Source organism: Peribacillus deserti (assembly GCF_016909175.1).
Taxonomy (GTDB): Bacteria; Bacillota; Bacilli; order Bacillales; family DSM-1321; genus Paraperibacillus; species Paraperibacillus deserti.
This window is the reverse complement of record NZ_JAFBFI010000001.1, coordinates 207,327-224,036: the sequence shown is the minus strand read 5'-3', so window position 1 is coordinate 224,036 and position 16,710 is coordinate 207,327. Positions and strand designations below refer to the sequence as shown.

19 protein-coding genes and 1 riboswitch are annotated in these 16,710 nt (G+C 38.1%); of the genes, 8 read left to right on the top strand and 11 right to left on the bottom strand.

Annotated elements, in window-relative coordinates:
* Nucleotides 1-195: 195 nt before the first annotated feature.
* On the bottom strand, nucleotides 196-1,971 hold the full coding sequence (locus JOC77_RS00985) for a bifunctional metallophosphatase/5'-nucleotidase (RefSeq protein ID WP_204537481.1): 1,776 nt from the start codon (nucleotides 1,969-1,971) through the stop codon (nucleotides 196-198).
* Nucleotides 1,972-2,619: 648 nt separating this feature from the next.
* On the opposite strand from JOC77_RS00985, the gene JOC77_RS00980 reads away from it, so the two are divergent.
* Nucleotides 2,620-2,922 carry a hypothetical protein gene (locus tag JOC77_RS00980; protein ID WP_204537480.1) on the top strand — a complete coding sequence of 101 codons (303 nt, stop codon included), beginning with the start codon at nucleotides 2,620-2,622 and terminating at the stop codon, nucleotides 2,920-2,922.
* Nucleotides 2,923-3,118: 196 nt separating this feature from the next.
* On the opposite strand, the gene JOC77_RS00975 is transcribed toward JOC77_RS00980, so the two are convergent.
* A complete protein-coding gene (locus JOC77_RS00975) occupies nucleotides 3,119-3,439 on the bottom strand; it encodes a hypothetical protein (protein WP_204537479.1) in 321 nt (106 codons plus the stop codon).
* Nucleotides 3,436-4,599, bottom strand: a complete 1,164-nt coding sequence (locus JOC77_RS00970) for a YqiA/YcfP family alpha/beta fold hydrolase (protein ID WP_204537478.1) — start codon at nucleotides 4,597-4,599, stop codon at nucleotides 3,436-3,438. The genes JOC77_RS00975 and JOC77_RS00970 overlap by 4 nt, the downstream gene beginning before the upstream one ends.
* Before the next feature lie 140 nt (nucleotides 4,600-4,739).
* Here JOC77_RS00970 and JOC77_RS00965 point away from each other — a divergent pair, with 140 nt between their 5' ends.
* The gene (locus JOC77_RS00965; RefSeq protein ID WP_204537477.1) at nucleotides 4,740-5,003 is read left to right on the top strand and encodes a hypothetical protein; all 264 of its coding nucleotides are present in this window, start codon (nucleotides 4,740-4,742) and stop codon (nucleotides 5,001-5,003) included.
* Nucleotides 5,004-5,261: 258 nt separating this feature from the next.
* Nucleotides 5,262-5,582, top strand: a complete 321-nt coding sequence (locus tag JOC77_RS00960) for a hypothetical protein (protein ID WP_204537476.1) — start codon at nucleotides 5,262-5,264, stop codon at nucleotides 5,580-5,582.
* Nucleotides 5,583-5,703: 121 nt separating this feature from the next.
* Here JOC77_RS00960 and JOC77_RS00955 read toward each other — a convergent pair whose 3' ends face one another.
* The 4 genes from JOC77_RS00955 to JOC77_RS00940 are packed head-to-tail and all read right to left on the bottom strand — an operon-like array spanning nucleotide 5,704 to nucleotide 9,695.
* Nucleotides 5,704-6,450 carry a glycoside hydrolase family 16 protein gene (locus tag JOC77_RS00955; RefSeq protein ID WP_204537475.1) on the bottom strand — a complete coding sequence of 249 codons (747 nt, stop codon included), beginning with the start codon at nucleotides 6,448-6,450 and terminating at the stop codon, nucleotides 5,704-5,706.
* A gap of 29 nt (nucleotides 6,451-6,479) precedes the next feature.
* Entirely contained in the window at nucleotides 6,480-7,421 is a 942-nt protein-coding gene (locus tag JOC77_RS00950; RefSeq protein ID WP_204537474.1) for a polysaccharide deacetylase family protein, read from the bottom strand.
* A gap of 16 nt (nucleotides 7,422-7,437) precedes the next feature.
* Nucleotides 7,438-8,802: a glycosyltransferase family 2 protein gene (locus JOC77_RS00945; protein WP_204537473.1), complete on the bottom strand. Its 1,365-nt coding sequence runs from the start codon at nucleotides 8,800-8,802 to the stop codon at nucleotides 7,438-7,440.
* Nucleotides 8,799-9,695, bottom strand: a complete 897-nt coding sequence (locus JOC77_RS00940; RefSeq protein ID WP_204537472.1) for a glycoside hydrolase family 16 protein — start codon at nucleotides 9,693-9,695, stop codon at nucleotides 8,799-8,801. Before JOC77_RS00940 ends, JOC77_RS00945 begins: the two co-directional genes overlap by 4 nt.
* A 400-nt stretch (nucleotides 9,696-10,095) precedes the next feature.
* Here JOC77_RS00940 and JOC77_RS00935 point away from each other — a divergent pair, with 400 nt between their 5' ends.
* Complete coding sequence (locus JOC77_RS00935) at nucleotides 10,096-10,389, top strand: DUF5658 family protein (RefSeq protein WP_204537471.1); 294 nt, start codon at nucleotides 10,096-10,098, stop codon at nucleotides 10,387-10,389.
* 155 nt (nucleotides 10,390-10,544) lie between these two features.
* The gene (locus tag JOC77_RS21480) at nucleotides 10,545-10,676 is read left to right on the top strand and encodes a hypothetical protein (RefSeq protein ID WP_275585033.1); all 132 of its coding nucleotides are present in this window, start codon (nucleotides 10,545-10,547) and stop codon (nucleotides 10,674-10,676) included.
* A 95-nt stretch (nucleotides 10,677-10,771) separates the two neighbouring features.
* On the opposite strand, the gene JOC77_RS00930 is transcribed toward JOC77_RS21480, so the two are convergent.
* Nucleotides 10,772-11,230, bottom strand: coding sequence for a hypothetical protein (locus tag JOC77_RS00930; protein ID WP_204537470.1), 459 nt, complete (start codon nucleotides 11,228-11,230; stop codon nucleotides 10,772-10,774).
* A 150-nt stretch (nucleotides 11,231-11,380) separates the two neighbouring features.
* On the opposite strand from JOC77_RS00930, the gene JOC77_RS00925 reads away from it, so the two are divergent.
* The 3 genes from JOC77_RS00925 (at nucleotide 11,381) to JOC77_RS00915 (ending at nucleotide 12,623) form a co-directional block, all read left to right on the top strand.
* Nucleotides 11,381-11,563: a hypothetical protein gene (locus JOC77_RS00925; RefSeq protein ID WP_204537469.1), complete on the top strand. Its 183-nt coding sequence runs from the start codon at nucleotides 11,381-11,383 to the stop codon at nucleotides 11,561-11,563.
* An 83-nt stretch (nucleotides 11,564-11,646) separates the two neighbouring features.
* Nucleotides 11,647-12,048, top strand: coding sequence for a VanZ family protein (locus tag JOC77_RS00920; protein WP_204537468.1), 402 nt, complete (start codon nucleotides 11,647-11,649; stop codon nucleotides 12,046-12,048).
* Between the two features lie 285 nt (nucleotides 12,049-12,333).
* Nucleotides 12,334-12,415, top strand: a riboswitch (cyclic di-GMP riboswitch).
* 43 nt (nucleotides 12,416-12,458) lie between these two features.
* The gene (locus tag JOC77_RS00915; RefSeq protein WP_204537467.1) at nucleotides 12,459-12,623 is read left to right on the top strand and encodes a hypothetical protein; all 165 of its coding nucleotides are present in this window, start codon (nucleotides 12,459-12,461) and stop codon (nucleotides 12,621-12,623) included.
* A 53-nt stretch (nucleotides 12,624-12,676) separates the two neighbouring features.
* On the opposite strand, the gene JOC77_RS00910 is transcribed toward JOC77_RS00915, so the two are convergent.
* The 3 genes from JOC77_RS00910 to JOC77_RS00900 form a co-directional block, all read right to left on the bottom strand.
* Nucleotides 12,677-12,973 (bottom strand): hypothetical protein, encoded by a 297-nt coding sequence (locus JOC77_RS00910; RefSeq protein ID WP_204537466.1) that lies wholly within the window; start codon nucleotides 12,971-12,973, stop codon nucleotides 12,677-12,679.
* 1,284 nt (nucleotides 12,974-14,257) lie between these two features.
* Nucleotides 14,258-15,295 (bottom strand): GDP-mannose 4,6-dehydratase, encoded by a 1,038-nt coding sequence (locus JOC77_RS00905; RefSeq protein WP_204537465.1) that lies wholly within the window; start codon nucleotides 15,293-15,295, stop codon nucleotides 14,258-14,260.
* Nucleotides 15,264-16,655, bottom strand: coding sequence for a UDP-glucose dehydrogenase family protein (locus JOC77_RS00900; RefSeq protein WP_204537464.1), 1,392 nt, complete (start codon nucleotides 16,653-16,655; stop codon nucleotides 15,264-15,266). Before JOC77_RS00900 ends, JOC77_RS00905 begins: the two co-directional genes overlap by 32 nt.
* Between the last annotated feature and the right edge of the window lie 55 nt (nucleotides 16,656-16,710).

Below are 16,710 nucleotides of genomic sequence, written 5' to 3'. Positions count from 1 at the left end.
ACTAAGAAAAAAGATGATAACCATACACCTATTTACATCAGTCAAGTGGGTAGATGAAAATGGAAGCAAAATGATGAAGAATATCATAGTCCAGTGACTGAAAGGAAAAAAAGGAGCTAACATTAATTAGCTCCCGAGGATATCGAGAAAGCCTGAAGCCATGATGTATTCATCACAGTTTTTTTACATATTCATTCAGTTTGTTGAACTAACGCGATTCAATTCTGGCGGTTTTATAACTTCCTGTCTTTTTAAGTAATTCAAGAAAGCCCAGTGGTCGCTTTCTACGCGGACGGGGTCCGTATATTTCAAAAAGGCTGGATACCCGTCATTCCCACGGATCAAATAAGCTAATGCGGCTACGCGGTAAGTCTTATCGAGATCGAGGCTTCTGCCATTAATTATTACATCAGCCGGATCAATGCGCTGGCCGGGCGGATTGTTTTTGCTAAAAGAGTAATGTACATTATGTGAAACGGCAAGCGGATAAAAAGCTTCAGTCCCATCTGTTTTCTTTCTCCACTGCTCTTCCAGAATCTGCTTAACTTCCCGGCCGGTTAAGGTCACGACCACGACTGGGTTTGCATACCCATGGGCGTTCCACATTTCACCGAACAGGATCTGGCCATCCTGGTCAGCACTGTTTGTACCTTTTGCATAAAGCAGGTCTTTATGCAATGGACTGCTGGCCGTCAATGCAAAATCAGCGGGCATTCTTGCCTTCCTTCCAGCGGAATAGTGGGCATCAGCCACTACATCTGCGAGACTGCTTTCACCATTTTCATTACGGGCAAGAGTTAGATCTCCTGTGATTTTGGCAACCGGCTCAGCCCACCGCTGATTTCCACGTTCCACCCAGTACTCCACCATTTTTGCAACCTCTTGGTCTGGTGTTACATCACGTGTAACAGGATGGTTGACTGCAATCGTTTTACTGCGGACAACTTCCTTTGTAGATGGATTAATGGAAAGGCTGATTTCGCTGATTAACTTTCCATGGTTAGCGCCTTCAATGACTGGCCGGGGATTTCCCTCTGGATCATCAATTGAACAGTTGAAGGCCGCATGCCAGTGTCCAGTAAAGATGGCATCAATGGCAGAAGAAGCATCCCTGGCGAAATCAAACACCGGTCCGCGCTGATTACTGCACCCCTGGTAATAGCCTCCTGCGGAACCGCCTTCATGGACAACAGCTACGATGGATTCAACGCCCAGGTTCTGTAATTCCTTTGCATATCGATTCGCTGATTCGAGTAAAGGATCGACTGTAAGATTTCCTTCCTGAAAAGACGTTGTTCCGGTTATCGTATCAGTTATTGTCAATCCTATAAATCCGACTGGTATGTCTTGGCCTTTCCCATCTGGAATCTGTTTAATGATATAAGGCTTAGTGATCAGCTTGCCGGATTTGGCATCGCGGACGTTTGCTGAGATAAATGGGAAATCTGCTCCATCGAATGGTTGGCCGGAAGAGTCTTTAAAGCAGCTGTCAATGTCCCGCTTTCCAAAACACTTTCCATCATCTATGTGTTTTAATAGAAAGTCCTCGGATTCGTCCAATTCATGATTGCCAACCGCAGACATTTGCACGCCGACTGCATTCATAAATTCAATGGTAGGTTCATCCCGGTGGGCAGCAACCTCAAAGGGCCAGCCGCTGAAATTATCGCCGGCAGAGAGCACGATTGAGTTATTATGGCCTTCCTTAAGACGTTTCAGGTGAGCTGCATTATACGCTGCTCCGCCTACAAAAAGCTGTCCTTCTGGAGACCAAATCTGGCCATTTGATTTGTCGTTATACGCCTGGAGATATCCGTGAAAATCGGTAATGCCAAGGAGCTGGAGATTCACCAAATTTGAATCACTTTTACTCGTTTCTTCGGCAGGAGTATGTATTGGTTCGAACAGAAAAGAGAACAACAGGGTAAACGTTAAAGCAGCAGAGTATATTATGGCGGATTTTCTCTTCAACTCTTAATTCCTCCTGACAGTTATTTGAGCTTGATATGTAGTTTGTTCTTCTCCTTTCAATATATGAGGTGGCTCCATTAACCACTTTTTCTATCATAAGCCAGGATTGTAAACGAATTGTTTATCTAAAGTGTTGATTTAGTTAACCATATAATTCCCAACTTACTACCTAGCCATTTAGTTCATGAAAAACCTTGGTTATTAGGGATAAAGGAGGGTTTCTAGGCATTAGGTTTTATATATTACTCCTTATGCCGGGCGCACCTAAAGAAGAGCAAGGCCCCCGGCCTTGCTCTTCTCGTATATGCAGCTTCTTTAAACCTCCATTACCATTTTGCTCGATATCCAGCCAATTCTGCCCTGGCTCGTTTTCACTTTATGCCTCGACTATCAGTTGAAAATTCATTCCAAAAGGAATAACATAACTGGGGCCAATAGAATCTCTGTATCTTATAAAGTAAGCGGGATTTCCTTGACTCCCCTTACAATCATACCGGGTCTCAATTCCTTTTCCAACAGTATGGCCGGTAATCGATTTAAAGGAGATTTCATCTGGCTTCCATGTAAAGCTGTGTGTAAATTGAAGCAACCTCTTTGTAATGAGATATAATTACATTATACAAAAAAATCCAGAAAAGTGGGAATTTGATGAAGTGGTTGTTTGCAGTGAGTTTCGTACTTCTATTTATACTAAGCGGGTGTGGTGACAGGAGTGTTGATGGAATGGATGAAAAGGAAATTAAGCGGGTAGCTTCACAAGTAGCGATTGATTTTCTAAAACGGGAAGAAAAGGTAGATTTTGTAGTGGAAGAAGTTAATTTTACATCCAGCAAGGAACTTACGAATGTTTTTGTTGAAGGATATGAAAAGGGAGACAAGAAAAATAAAATGACGGTTATGATCGACTACGTCAACGATTTTGAAGTAGAAGGCGTTGGAAGTGATAAATAATCGAACCAAGACAGGAGAAATCTTGTCTTTGAATCACTAAAAGAGAGCATTCAAGCTATTACTTCTGCAGATAAAACTATTATGAGCTGGAATGCTTAAACCCCAAGCTCTATGGCAGGAATCAAAGATGCGCACTTCAATTAAAGAGAATTTCTTTAACAGGAAAAGTACTCGGCTAAACATGCCAAGTGCTTTTTTATGTGCTTACATTATTCATTAATTCTCGCATAGCGCGTTGTATGCGTCTTTCAATATCATGGATGGCTGACTGGATTTCACCAATCAGGGCTTGTAATGCATCAATTTTAGATGCAAAGTCCTGAAAATACTGCTCTAGTTCTTCACTGAAGGCTTCATATCCTTTTCCGGATCTCCAAGAGTAGGAGAGTTCCATTACGCCTTTTATTTTTGCTTGTTCAGCACGCAACTCCGAGACGTACTTGCTTTGGCCCGCTTCCAGAGCTTTTAAATCGCTTAATTCAGCATATTGCTCCAAGATTTTTTCATTAGTCATCATGGCAATCTATCCGCCTTTACAAATAAGTCTGCAGCAGCTTTCATATCGTTCGCCATTTTATTCGTTTGATGATCAAACCAGGAATAGAAGAAGTGGGATTCCTGCAGAACATCATTCTGTACACCTGCATAAATTTTGATACTATCCAAGGAATATGCAAGCTGTTTAATCCGGGTCGTCGCTTCTTCTACGCCTTGTGCCGCTTCTAATAGTTTAGTTGACAGGTCTTCCAGGTGTTCGGGTGTTACATCAATCGTTGCCGTTTCCCCTCCAAAGCGTGGCGACTGATATTCAAAATGTCCAGTAAGCGCATTTGTCAGTAAGGGATTGCTGATATTACCTACAGCGTCAAATGTAAAATGCTTAAGGTTATGTCGAGCCGGACCAGTAAAGGAATCACGAGCCCTCCCCAACATTGTTGAATTCGCATTTTCTAATGCAAAATTGGTTCCAATGTAATACGTAGAGCCAATATGCCGTTCATATGGATTAATGGCCCCCGCTCCAACGGAATCTTTAGGATTCACATAATTCACGATCTGTCTGTCATAATACTCTTTTTTTACTTTCTTTTGCATGTCCTCCGGGAGAAGATGGACAACACTCGGAGCGTTAAAGGTTACAGCTTCTACATCGCATACAGCTCCCGTGTAACCAGCTTCGGCTCCGCCCAGGGAATGGCCGGTTACTGATACATGAGCATTAGGATATTCTTTTTTGACCTGTTTTACCAATTGCTCAGCGCTATCAAATTGATTTTGTTTTAGATGGGGTAAAGCTACTGCAGCTGCTTGGGCAGCTGGATGTGGTATACGAGAAGCGACCTTTGCGATTTTTTCAGTTATATCATATTTATCCACTTTTTCTAACCAAGGCAGCACTACATCCGGCTTTGCTTTCGTATTTGCTATATAGGCGGCATCTGTAACAATGTCTTGAAGCCGTGTCTTTTCTGTACCTCGAAAGGCGATAACGATATCATCATTTAGTTTATAGACTTTTGCATTAAAACCCGTTTGGTCGGTGAAGATAAAATCTTTAATCTTGATTGGTTCCCAGTATTGAAATTCATTTCCAACTTTGACACGTTTAATTGTGTATTTAGTATCATAGGCAGAATCACTTAGTTCCCAATACACTTGGTCTTTTACTTTGCTCATGGTAATTGTACCTCCTTCCTTCCATCCTCTATACTATAAGTATACAAAAAAACCAGGGGAATGGTAAATTTATGAAACGGTTTCTAATAATATCTGTAACGCTTATATTGTTGTTATCCGGATGTAACAAGGAGGGAAAAATGGAGGAACAGCAGATTTTCGATACGTCTAAACAAGTAGCGATAAAATTCATGAAGGACGAATTTGGAGTGGATTTTGAGGTCAAGGATGTAGGTTTCAGTCCTATGGGCGCTGTAAATGTAGAAGGATATGATCAAGCCGACAAGAAAAATGAAATTCAGGTTAGAATTAATCAGGATGACAATTATGATGTTACAGGTGTAGATTCTGTTAAAGATTTACCGAAACCAAAAACGATAAATGAAGTTAAAAACGAAAAGTAAAAACTAGATTTGCACATTGTAGATCTTCGCTGTATCTCCCTCTCTCCTTTAAATGTAATTTTTTTTTGTCTTGCAGGCCAAAGTGGTGATTGACGAATTACCGCAAGGGGCTGGTGGGCCATCTATGATATCTCTGGTATTGGGTAACAAAGGATTCACCAAAGCCAAAAACACTTAAAGTATAGATTAAGCCAGATTAGCAGCCTTCTAGAGTGATTTTCATTCATACGTGTAGAATAAACAGTGGAAGGTAAATTAATGAAAAATATAATCATTGTTTTTCAGATATTTTTGATTCTTAGCGCATGCAGCACCGAGGAAAAAATGAAGGAGCAGGAAATATTAGATACTTCTGAACAGGTTGCCATTAAGTACATGAAGAGGGAATACGGCTTAGATTTTGTCGTAAAAAGTGTTGAATTTACCCCTATGGGAGTAGTGGATGTAGATGGTTATGATAAGGCAGATAAAGAAAATGAAATAACAGTCACAATCAATCAAGGAGATAATTACGATGTCTCAGGTGTAGGATATATGAAGGATTTACCAAATTCAAAAACACTTAAAGAAGCAGATTAATGAAATTAGAAGGCAGGGTCAAACCCTGTCTTTTTTAAAAAATGACAACCGCCAAAATAAAGTGGATTATTTGTATCTAAAATAAACCGCCCGCTGATCAGCAGGCGGTAACATTCTATATTTAGGAATTTGAGCCTGTCCACGGAATAAACTCAAATTTACGGATAATCACTTCAACATTATTGGAAGCAGGTGCCTTCCCCTTAAACAGCCACAGATTGATATCAACTCTTTCGTTTTTACTGTCAGGGATATCGTCTCCCCTGTAACGCCATTCCTGTATGGTCGTCCCCTTCCCAGTAACATGTCCGGTACTGGAATTAAAGGTGATTTCATCCGCTTTCCATGTAAAGCTATGCATGGACTGCGTAACAGCCGGTGAATGGAAGGAATGGAGATTTCCTTCTTTATTATATGGCTGTACCGTATAATGTGCATTATTTCTATTGCCTGCATTTCCCCATTTGGCATATTCAATATCAATTTCCCGATAATGAACGTCATTCGCATCTTCTGAAAGACTATCATGTGTAAATAGCCCCAGGACAGCGTTTGGATCCAAATTATCGATTCTTCCATCGATATAAAAACGGTAGGTTCCGTAGCCAAGCGTTTCAGCACTATATAGTTCGGGGCATGTCCAGACTCCATGTCTCTTGGTGATTCTTAAATGTAATCGTCCCTGCTGGTCGATCCAGACATTATCCTTGCTCCAAACATTCGGCCCTGGTCCCCATTTCGCATTGCCGCTGTCCTTCACATACCAATCATAGCCGCTGAATTTTATTGACTCCCCTCCTCCCTTATCCCACTTTTGCAAAGTTATAATCGCCGCCAGCATCATACCCAATAATAATATAAGCACCACTATCCAAATACTCCCTCTTAAACGGGTAATCATTTTATTTTTTTCTTAAAATCTTCAATAGTATCAGTCGGATACACCGGTTTTCTAGGAATTTCGAGCATACTGATATTCGGTCCGGTGTCTTTAAATTCGGATGTGAAGGCCATTCCAATATTAAGCTGCTTAAGAGCATTCCTCGCCTCCTTATCATATTCACCATATGGGTAGGCAAAAGTTGGTCTGACAGGTCTTATGACTTCAATACTCGTTTTTAAATCCTCCTTGATTTGCTGCTGGTCTCGATCTACTAAGAAAGCAACACCCTCCTTCGTTCTTTTGTGAAGGTTATAGGTATGACTCTGGAATTCAAATACATCACAGCTATTTTTTATATCTGAGGCGCTAAAATATTGAACCTCTCCCTCTTTATACTCCATGGTGTTTTTAGTGATGTAACTTGCGATTACAAAATTTAAAGCGGTAAACTCGTGTTTTTTCAAGATTGGGTATGCTTCTTCGTAATTGTCTTTAAAGCCATCATCAAAGGTGATTACAATACTTTTCTTAGGAATCTTATGCCGGTTTTGAATAAATAGCTTGAGTTCTTCATTAGTTAAAGTGGTATAGCCCTGATCTTTCAGATACTGCATTTGTTTCTTGAATTCTGATTTCAAGACAATAGTCGGATATAATTCCCCTTCTTTTGTATAATGGATATCTTTTATGGCAGAGTCATCTATGATTCTGTGATAAAGCAAGATGGTTATCTGCTTGGCTTCTTCTCCATCCTTCACCTTGAAATCTCTTATATGGCTTGACCATTTCTGACAGGACGAAATATGTAGGCTTTCGCCAGGCAGGAATGGTTTTGGCTTAGGAGCTTCCTCTGTAGGTAACGCCTGAACCAACACATTCGAAAAGGTATTAATAAGGAGAAAGAAAGTTAACGTAAATATGATTGTGAATCCTAAGTTAAAAGTGATTCTTTTCAAAAACTCCACCTCTATATTACACGATTTTTTCCTGCGGTAGATTTATGTCTTCGCTGAACGTCTGATATTTCACTCCTATTCTCTCCGATGAATGCCACCCTTCCTTGTCCTTAAAATAAAGAATGGTGCCAATCGTAACAAACAGGATGCCGAGCAGCCGATAACTGACGATTTCAAAAGGTATAAAGAGGGCAATTTTCACATAATCCCATCGGCTGTACTTCACTCCATATCTCGTACTGATTATCATGGCCGCAATGCTTTGATAAGCTAATAGAATCGTAATGAGCAAGAGAGTTACCACAAAGAGATAGGATTTATTAAAGATCAGAAAGATTGGAATCACTATTGAAGGAAAAGCGTTTATAGTTCCAAGGATCAGTGAATCTAATAAAAGGTAAGTGGAAACCGAGAAGCCAAGATTTCTAAAGAAGGATTTTCTGAAGTTGAATATGCAGTCTATGAAGCCCTTTTGCCAGCGGAATCTCTGGCTGAAGAGGCTTTTGAAATTCGATGGACATTCGGTATAACAAACTGCAGTAGGGATAAACAGCAGCTTGTGGCCTCGATAACGCTTTTTAATTAAGCGTTGAATTCTCAGAGTAATATCCATGTCTTCGCCAACGGTTTTTCGATAGCCTTCTGCCTCGAACAAAGCATATTTTCGGAAAGCGCCAAATGCACCTGCGATTACAGTGATGGAACGCAGTCTGGCTTGAGTTGTTTTATGAAGGTAAAAGTTCGTTAAATACTGCAGAATCTGATAGCGGATAAGCCACGGGATGCTGAATACAGGTGTGGGCCGCTTGAAATCCCCCCTGAACCCTTGCGTAATCTGTACCATTCCGCCGGCAGCGAGTACTTTTTCATCTAAGAAAGCCTCATTTATTTCGGTAAGGGCATTCGGGTCCAGCACACTATCTGCATCCAGCGTAATCACCAGCTCATGCTTCGCATAATCGGTACCCGTATTTAATGCATCGGATTTGCCGCCATTATGTTTATCTATGACAAATATAGAAGGATATCTTTCAGATTGGTATACAGCATTTACTTCGTTATATGACAATTTATAAGCTGGCAGCCGGTGCACCGCTTTCAATGTGAGTGACTGATCCAACAGCTCCAGTGTATGGTCAGTGGAACCATCATTGATGAAAATCGTTTCACAGTTTTTATAATCAAGGTGAAGAATTCCCTGCAGGCAATTTAAGATGATATTTTGTTCATTATAAGCTGGTACTAGTACTGTAATCCCCGCTTCTTCACTTCGTTTGCTTGGTTTCACCGGACTTTTCACACAAAACAAGGGGATAAAGATGTATAGAACTTGAAATCCAACGAATAAGACGAATAAAACGATGGTTATTGCTGTTATCATGGACGATCTTCCCCCGCTTTCTTGTATACTCTGAAATAGTCAATAACATAGGAAACAGGGAATATAGTAGAAGCATCAGGGCTGCCCGGCCAATTTCCTCCAATGGCGGTGTTAGCATACAGATACATTTCCTCATTAGGTATATTTGAATCTGTACGGAATCTTTCTACGCCATCAATGGACCAGATTAAATGCTGCGGCGACCATTCAAGGGCAAAGGTGTGAAAATCCTTTGAAAAGTCCTTCCCCTTAAAGGATGTGAACTCACTTGCCAGCTTCCCTGTCGAGTCAGCTCTATGATGAACCATCCATATTTCTTCAGGCTTGTGGCCCACCATTTCTACAATATCTATTTCAGGAAGCCAGGCATTTTTATTAGCTGGCATCATCCAAAAGGCCGGAAATACTCCCTTGCCTGCAGGCAGCTTAGCTCTCATTTCTACCTTTCCATACCGGAAGTTAAATTTATGACTCGATTGAATGGCTCCCGATGTGTATGTCCTTCCGCCATAGTTCTCCTTCTTGCTCGTTAAGTGCAGGTATCCGCTATCGACAAAAATATTATTAGGCAGGTAATATTGAAGCTCATTATTTTTAGTGGCTGCCCAATCTTCAGGCGTCCACTTGCTTAAGTCGAGCGCGGAATCATCAAACTCATCATTCCAGATTAAATCCCATTCAGGCTGCTTAACAGCTGGAATTTCCAACGGTAATTTACTTTCAGGCTTTTCTATTTCGGGACTCCTGATTTGTTTTTCATTTTGGTTTTTTTGGAGATTACTAGATGAAAGAGAATTATGAGGAGTTACTATTTCGAAGAAAAACCCCATGAACACGATAGCTGCCGCCAATTTAATAAATCTATGTAGTAGCTTTGGTTTTTTGTTCTTCATTGTGGCTTTTTCTCACTTCCTTTCCGGCTGTTTCGTTCTTTATTAAGAACTAATTAATATATAGCCTTTCAGGAAAAAGATAAACCTTAATTAAGAACAAAAATTTAAAATAAATTCTTTTTAACGAACTTATGTGATATTATAACTGAAAATACTTCCATTTTATTAGAATTACAGAACATTACGGTTTCTTATATTGAACTCAAACTAGCATTATTGTTCGTTAAAAAATATGTATACTTGTTTAAATATCAAGTTCACTGAATAGAATAAAACTCATATAAAGAACAAAAAAGCCTTAGATGTCTGGGCTTTCTTTTTCTAATATATGTAAAAATGTATATCCCCTTGCCTGTGATCCAAACATAGAAATATCTAATGGAAGTAAGGAGGTTCATTCTTGCTGTTACTTTTAGCTATTTTAAATGCCCTTGACTGTTTATGTACATACTTCGGATTATCGCTTCACCACATACAAGAGGGCAACCCATTAATGGCTGCCCTCTGGAACCAGCATCCTTTCCTCTTTTTACTCATTAAGATGCTTTTATCTATATGTCTGCTCTACTTATATGCTCAAAGAACCCGGATTCCTATTCTGTCTAATTTCTCTATTCGTTTTCTCATGTATGGAGCGTTCGTTCTTTATATCTCCATTTTGTTTATGCACAGCTTATGGATTTTTGCCGCTTGAACGAACTCCTTTCAATTGATTTTCATTTCCAGCCCTAGACCTTCTAGAGGCTTTTTTGTTTTTAGACAAAAGAAGTAATAATGTTAAATAATGTATGAATTCTTCCGATAATAATAATAAATCATTAGGCAGATAGTTGATTTGGAGGAACAGCGATGACTAGGTTCTTGACGCCTGAAGAAATGTATAGGAAAAAGGTAAGGAAAAAGCGGCTTACTTATGTATGTATGGTTCTATTAGTTCTAGGGTTAATTGCGCTCTTACCAGTATTGCTTTATCGAATGTAAGCATAGCGATAAACCCTATAAAGAGAACTTGATTCTCAGTCTAATGGTAAAGCTTTGAAAAGCTATTTTTCCAACTTTAGCTGGCCTTGTTCCTTCTATTGATTATAGTCCCAAAGAATTTCCCATTTTCCTTTATTTTTTACAATATAAACATCCTGAATAAACTTAAACTTGCCGTACTTCCCTTTATAGTGCTGGGTAACCTGAAACTGATAGACAGTCTTGAAAGGCGGCATACCTTTTGCCATTTTCCACTTTTTGATTTTGTCTCCGCCATCAATCGTAAATGTGAAGGTGTCAGTTCCAAAATGACCGATAAATACATGGACCCTGTCCTGTATATAGGCTGCTTTTGGCCATCTTTCCTTCATTAAAGGATGAAGGAATGACCACGACTTGGAGTACTCTCCTTTGGCTTCATACTGGTAAAAATCATTCACAGTTGATTTAGCACCATTAACCGGCGAAAATAATATGCGTACAGATAAAATAAGTAACAGCAGAGCGACAACAAAAGCGATGAATATAATGGCTGCATTTCGTTTTCTATACATAAATCTCTCCTTATGCAAGGTTCTCAATTAAAGATATGAAAAAAATGGGAAGTTTATTAATCTTCCTTCCGAGCACCTATTTCATAAAAGCTAAAGTCCCTAGCTTTACGACTTCTTGAGATTTATACAGATGTTAGGAGGAAAATACTTTTGAAAAAACTAATAAATCGGTTCAGATATACCTGGCATCATTTTCAATCCCTTCATATTGAAATGATTATTAAAGATTGTATTGACCCTGAACTCCGAAGCAGGCTCCAACGGAAGCTTCAAAATCATAAAGATAAAGCAGTACTATATAAAGTAGTATCCAAATCACCTGCTCAAAGGTGATTTTTTAATTTCGAAGATTCATATGGCTGACCAAAAGATAATATGAAATAATATAAAGAATATATTTGATGTGGTGATAGAAATTGAACGGTAAACTGCTGCTTGTTATTTTATGGGGATTGTTTTTGGGGCTGCATACGTGGACAGATAATTTAAGAGCTTTATTAACGAACCAATCGATCACCTTCACATGGGTCGCCAAGCCTGATTTTATTTCCTTCTTTTATCTAACTGATATAGCACTCATTCATCAATATTTCATCATAGTAAAGCTTGGACATTTTTTTGGCTTTGCAATCATGGATTTGTTAATGTTTAATTTGACTAGAAATCACAGGAACGCAGTGGTTGTTTCAGTCGCTCTCGCCTTCCTTACAGAAATATTACAGCTCTATTTTGGACGGGATGGACGGCTTTATGATGTGGTCATCGATTGTTTAGGCGTTTGGATGGTATATATCTTACTGAAAAAATTGAAAAGATGAATTAGAAAAATAACCTCCTTCACCAGCCTGTAAGGAGTTTTTTTTTACTTTTAGGGCAGGTAATTAAACAAGGAACATTTTCCACGAAATTCTCCCTACTTTTACATGTACTAAAGAACCTCGTTACCTAATTCTCCTATATTCCTTCCTACAAATCCCTAATTTTTCTTCTAATTTTTGGGACTTTTCTTCCGAATTTCTTTTGATTTTTCCCCAATACCTAATAATTTTAGGAGTATTGTATTATAAGCGATGAATTGATATGATTGGACTAACAAACAAATCGTACGATAATAGCAAACCTGCTGAAAAGCAGGGACGCAAAACTAAAGGGGCTAATGCTCAGCTAAGCCAGCCAGTTGCCGAATACGGACCTCCGTCCGATTTGTGCGATCAAGGGGGAATTTTGTATGAAAAAACTATTAAACCAGAGCCGTTATGCCTGGCATCGATTTCATTCCTTAAAAATCGAAATGATTATTAAGGATTGTATTGACCGTGAGCTGCGTAGCAAGCTATATAAGAAACTTGAAAAACATAACATTAAAGCTTTACTCTATAAAGCAGTGGTTTAGTAGACACCTTAACATATGGTGTCTTTTTTTCTTTACATACGGTAAGATAGCCTTTAATCAATTCTCATTTTATTAGATTCGTTTATTCCTTTCTCATACTGGACCAGCTTTTCATAATTAATGCTGTACCATTTGGTTTTTTCCATTTTCGAACGGTTAAAATTTGATGTCACAATTGGCCCCTGGCTCTCCAGTGATTTCATCGCTCTTTTGATCGTACTCTCCGACCAAAAAGGCAGCTGCTTCTGCCAATCCTTATACGTATTATAAATCCACTTTCTCCCCTCAATCTCAAGGGAACTCGACACCAGCCAATAATGAATCTGCTGTAAAATGATCGCTTCGTTCATGCCAATAGTTACGGCTAGTGAGGAATAATCATCACTGGCCCCTCGTTAATTAATAATTTACACATAGAGTCCTCCTTTTTAATCAAGAAATGAATCTATTTAGATTGTATTTCATGTGTTTGAAAAAAGTTATGGGGAGCAATTTGGTCTTTTACATGGAGTCATCCGTTAACTATTCATATAAATGGTAAGGAATAAAAAGGGGGTTTTCGAAGAAAAAAAGCATTTTAACCTGACAATACTATTCTTTTTATGGAGAATTCTATTGAGTAATCTAAGGTATTGTTTGGTTTATTTTTTCCTTATCTACGACCTGTATTGAATTGGCCATATTTTCAATTTTAACTACTCTAGCTTTAGTGCATTTAAGTTTATACAAAAAATACCCGGAATAACACTTTTGACAAAGTTTATTCCGGTAAGAATTTTCTACTTATGAGATTCCTTCACACTCATTTTTTTGAAATCCACCTCTTCCATTACGTCTTAACTTAAGTTAGTTTCATTGAGACATCGGTTTTCATTTATTTGTGCAAAGTTGTTTTTTGGGATATAAGCAAAGAGATCTCAATCAATTTCACTAATGAATAAAGATATAGCATTATTTGCCTGTATGCCGAACTTGTTGGTTGCTATCAATCCATTTGGATATCTGCTAAGCTGAGATTCTAGCAGTTGCGATGACCTACTTTTAAACAAAAATTCAGTGGTATTTCCGCCCTTGAAAGTTACATACACGAAGAAATATTTCACTTTAACCTCTCCTCATAGAAGGTATACAACAAAGAAGTCATTACTCCTCTAGAGGATGATAGCGATAACTACTAATTTATTTCACTATAATTTTAACCTAAAGGAAGCTTGTTTAGTTTTTGACAAGGAGGAAATAAATTAGTATTAGAGAGAGTAATTGTAGATATGCACAGAGTAGTAAAATATAAACTAAACGTATAAATGAAAAACAGGAAAGAGGACCTATATAAATTTCTCTATATTGATGAAGTTTAAATATCAAACCATAGTTCTTTGTATCACTTGATTACTCTCTGCTAACTCCTCTTTTCTATAAGCATCCATCAATCGTTTTGTTATTTCTTCAATCACTTCATAGACTGTTAGGTTATTTGTTTTTTGTATTAATTCAAGTATTACAAACTAATTAAAGTTAACTCATCTTTAGAGATATTCATTGCCCTTAGTAACCCCTTTTTGAGATAGATACAAAAAAATACCCCAATCCGAAGATTGCGGTATTTTTAGTGGATTTAATTACGCGCAGAGGTCTTACTTCAATTTATAATATTCACAGTACCAATCCGTAAACTTCTGCAAGCCCTCTTCAATAGAGGTCTTTGGCTTAAACCCTACCGCCTGCTGCAGTAAATCAGTTGATGCGTAGGTAGCAGGTACATCACCAGGTTTAATAGGCTCGAATACCTTTTCAAACACTACTTCTCTTCCTAGTGACTTAGTTAAGCATTTTTCTAAGGTTTCTATGAATACCATTAATTTCTCTGGATTATTATTTCCGATGTTAAACACTCTATGAGGAACACCCTCCCCTCCAACAGGAGGGTTGCTTAGAAGTCGTTCAATACCTTCTACTATGTCATCAATATAGGTAAAATCTCGATAAAGATCATTATTAAAATCACCATTATTAAAGATCTTGATTGGCTCACCTGAGAAGTATTTTTGAGTGAAACCGTAATACGCCATATCGGGTCTGCCCATCGGACCATATACGGTGAAGAAACGAAGCCCGGTCGACGGTATACTGTATAGGTGACTATAGGTATAGGCCATTAACTCATTTGATTTTTTTGTAGATGCGTATAGGGAGACAGGGGTATCCACTAAGTCAGATTCTTCAAATGGGATTTTTTTATTTGCACCATATACAGAGCTGGATGATGCATAAACAAGATGGTCAATAGGGTAGTGTCTACAAGCTTCCAAGATATTATAAAAGCCAATAATATTGCTTTGAATATAGACATCCGGATTCTCTATAGAATATCTAACACCCGCTTGGGCAGCTAAGTTTATAACGAAATTAGGCTTGTAATCTTCAAAAAGTTTAGAAACAGTCTCCTTATCAGAGATATCACCTTGTATAAAAGAGAACTTTTCAAAGGGTTTTAATTGTTCTAGTCGAGTATATTTAAGATTGGTATCATAATAATGACTTAAACAATCTATCCCAATCACGTTACAATTTTGTTCAAGGAATTTTTTAGAAAGATAAAAGCCTATAAAACCTGCAACTCCGGTAATAAGATAGGTTTTTTTATTGTCTAATTGGCTGTTTGTTTGATGCAATCTGACCTATCCCCTCTCGAACCGTTTTCCTAGATCTTGCTGATGCTTTTCTTCCAATGGAGTGATACTCTACTCCAGCCCGACTCATTTCTTCAACTCCATAAATATTTCTTCCATCAAAAACCAACGGAGTTCTCATTAGTTTCTCATATGTTTCAGGAGTAACTGCTTTAACTTCTCCCCATTCAGTAAAAATAAAGCATACATTTGCACCTTCTAGAGCGTGCTTGATATTAGAAACATACGTGATACTACCTTTACCGTTTTTACCTTCTGGATGGATCTTTGCAAAGTTACCCGCTCCAGCAGGATCATACGCATAGATGTCAGCACCTTGTTCTAATAATAATGGAATATTTTCTAAAGATGCAGCTTCTCTTAAATCATCTGTTCCAGGTTTAAAAGTTAAACCTAGTACGGCAACCTTAAGACCGTTAAATGTAATAAGTCTTTTTCTTGCTTTCTTAACTAACATCGTTTTCTGTTCTTTATTCACATTAATAGCGGCCTTAACTGTTTTAAGCTCATAACCATTCTGTCTTGCAATATAATCCAATGCTTTTGTATCTTTAGGAAAGCATGACCCGCCAAACCCAATACCAGCATTTAAAAACTTGCTCCCAATACGATCATCAAAGCTCATTCCTTTAGCAACATCCTGAATATCTGCTCCGACCAATTCACAAAGATTTGCAATATCATTCATATATGATATTTTAAGAGCTAGAAAATCATTTGAAGCATATTTTATCATCTCTGCAGATCGTCTATTGACTGAAACTATTGGTAATTTAAAGGGATGATAGATCTTCATTAATATTTCTTCCGCCCATTTACTTTCAGTCCCAATTATAATTCTTTCTGCATATAAAGTATCTATAACAGCAGAACCTTGTGCCAAGAATTCTGGATTTGAAGCTACTTCTACTTTTACATCATGAATTAAAAAATCATTTATAAACTGCTCAACTTTATCATTAGTTCCAACAGGTACTGTAGATTTAACAACTACAAGACAGTCTTTCTTGATAGATTCTGCAATTTGTCTTGCTACAGTAGCGATATATGAAAGATTTGCTGAACCATCTGTTTGCTCAGGTGTACCTACACCTATAAATATTGCATCAGCATCTTCGTAAGCTGACTTGTAATCTGTCGTATACTCTATTCTCCGTGCTGCATAATTCTTCTGCATCAATTCTTCTAATCTATGTTCGTAGATTGGAGAAACACCAGACTTCATTTTATTTACTTTTTTTTCATCAATATCAACACAGGTAACTTGATGTCCAACCTCAGCAAAACATACACCTGCTACTAAACCAACATAACCTGTTCCTGCTACTGCTATTTTGTACATATATTTCTTCCTTTCATTTATTTGAATAGTAATTATTTTTATATTTATAAAAGGC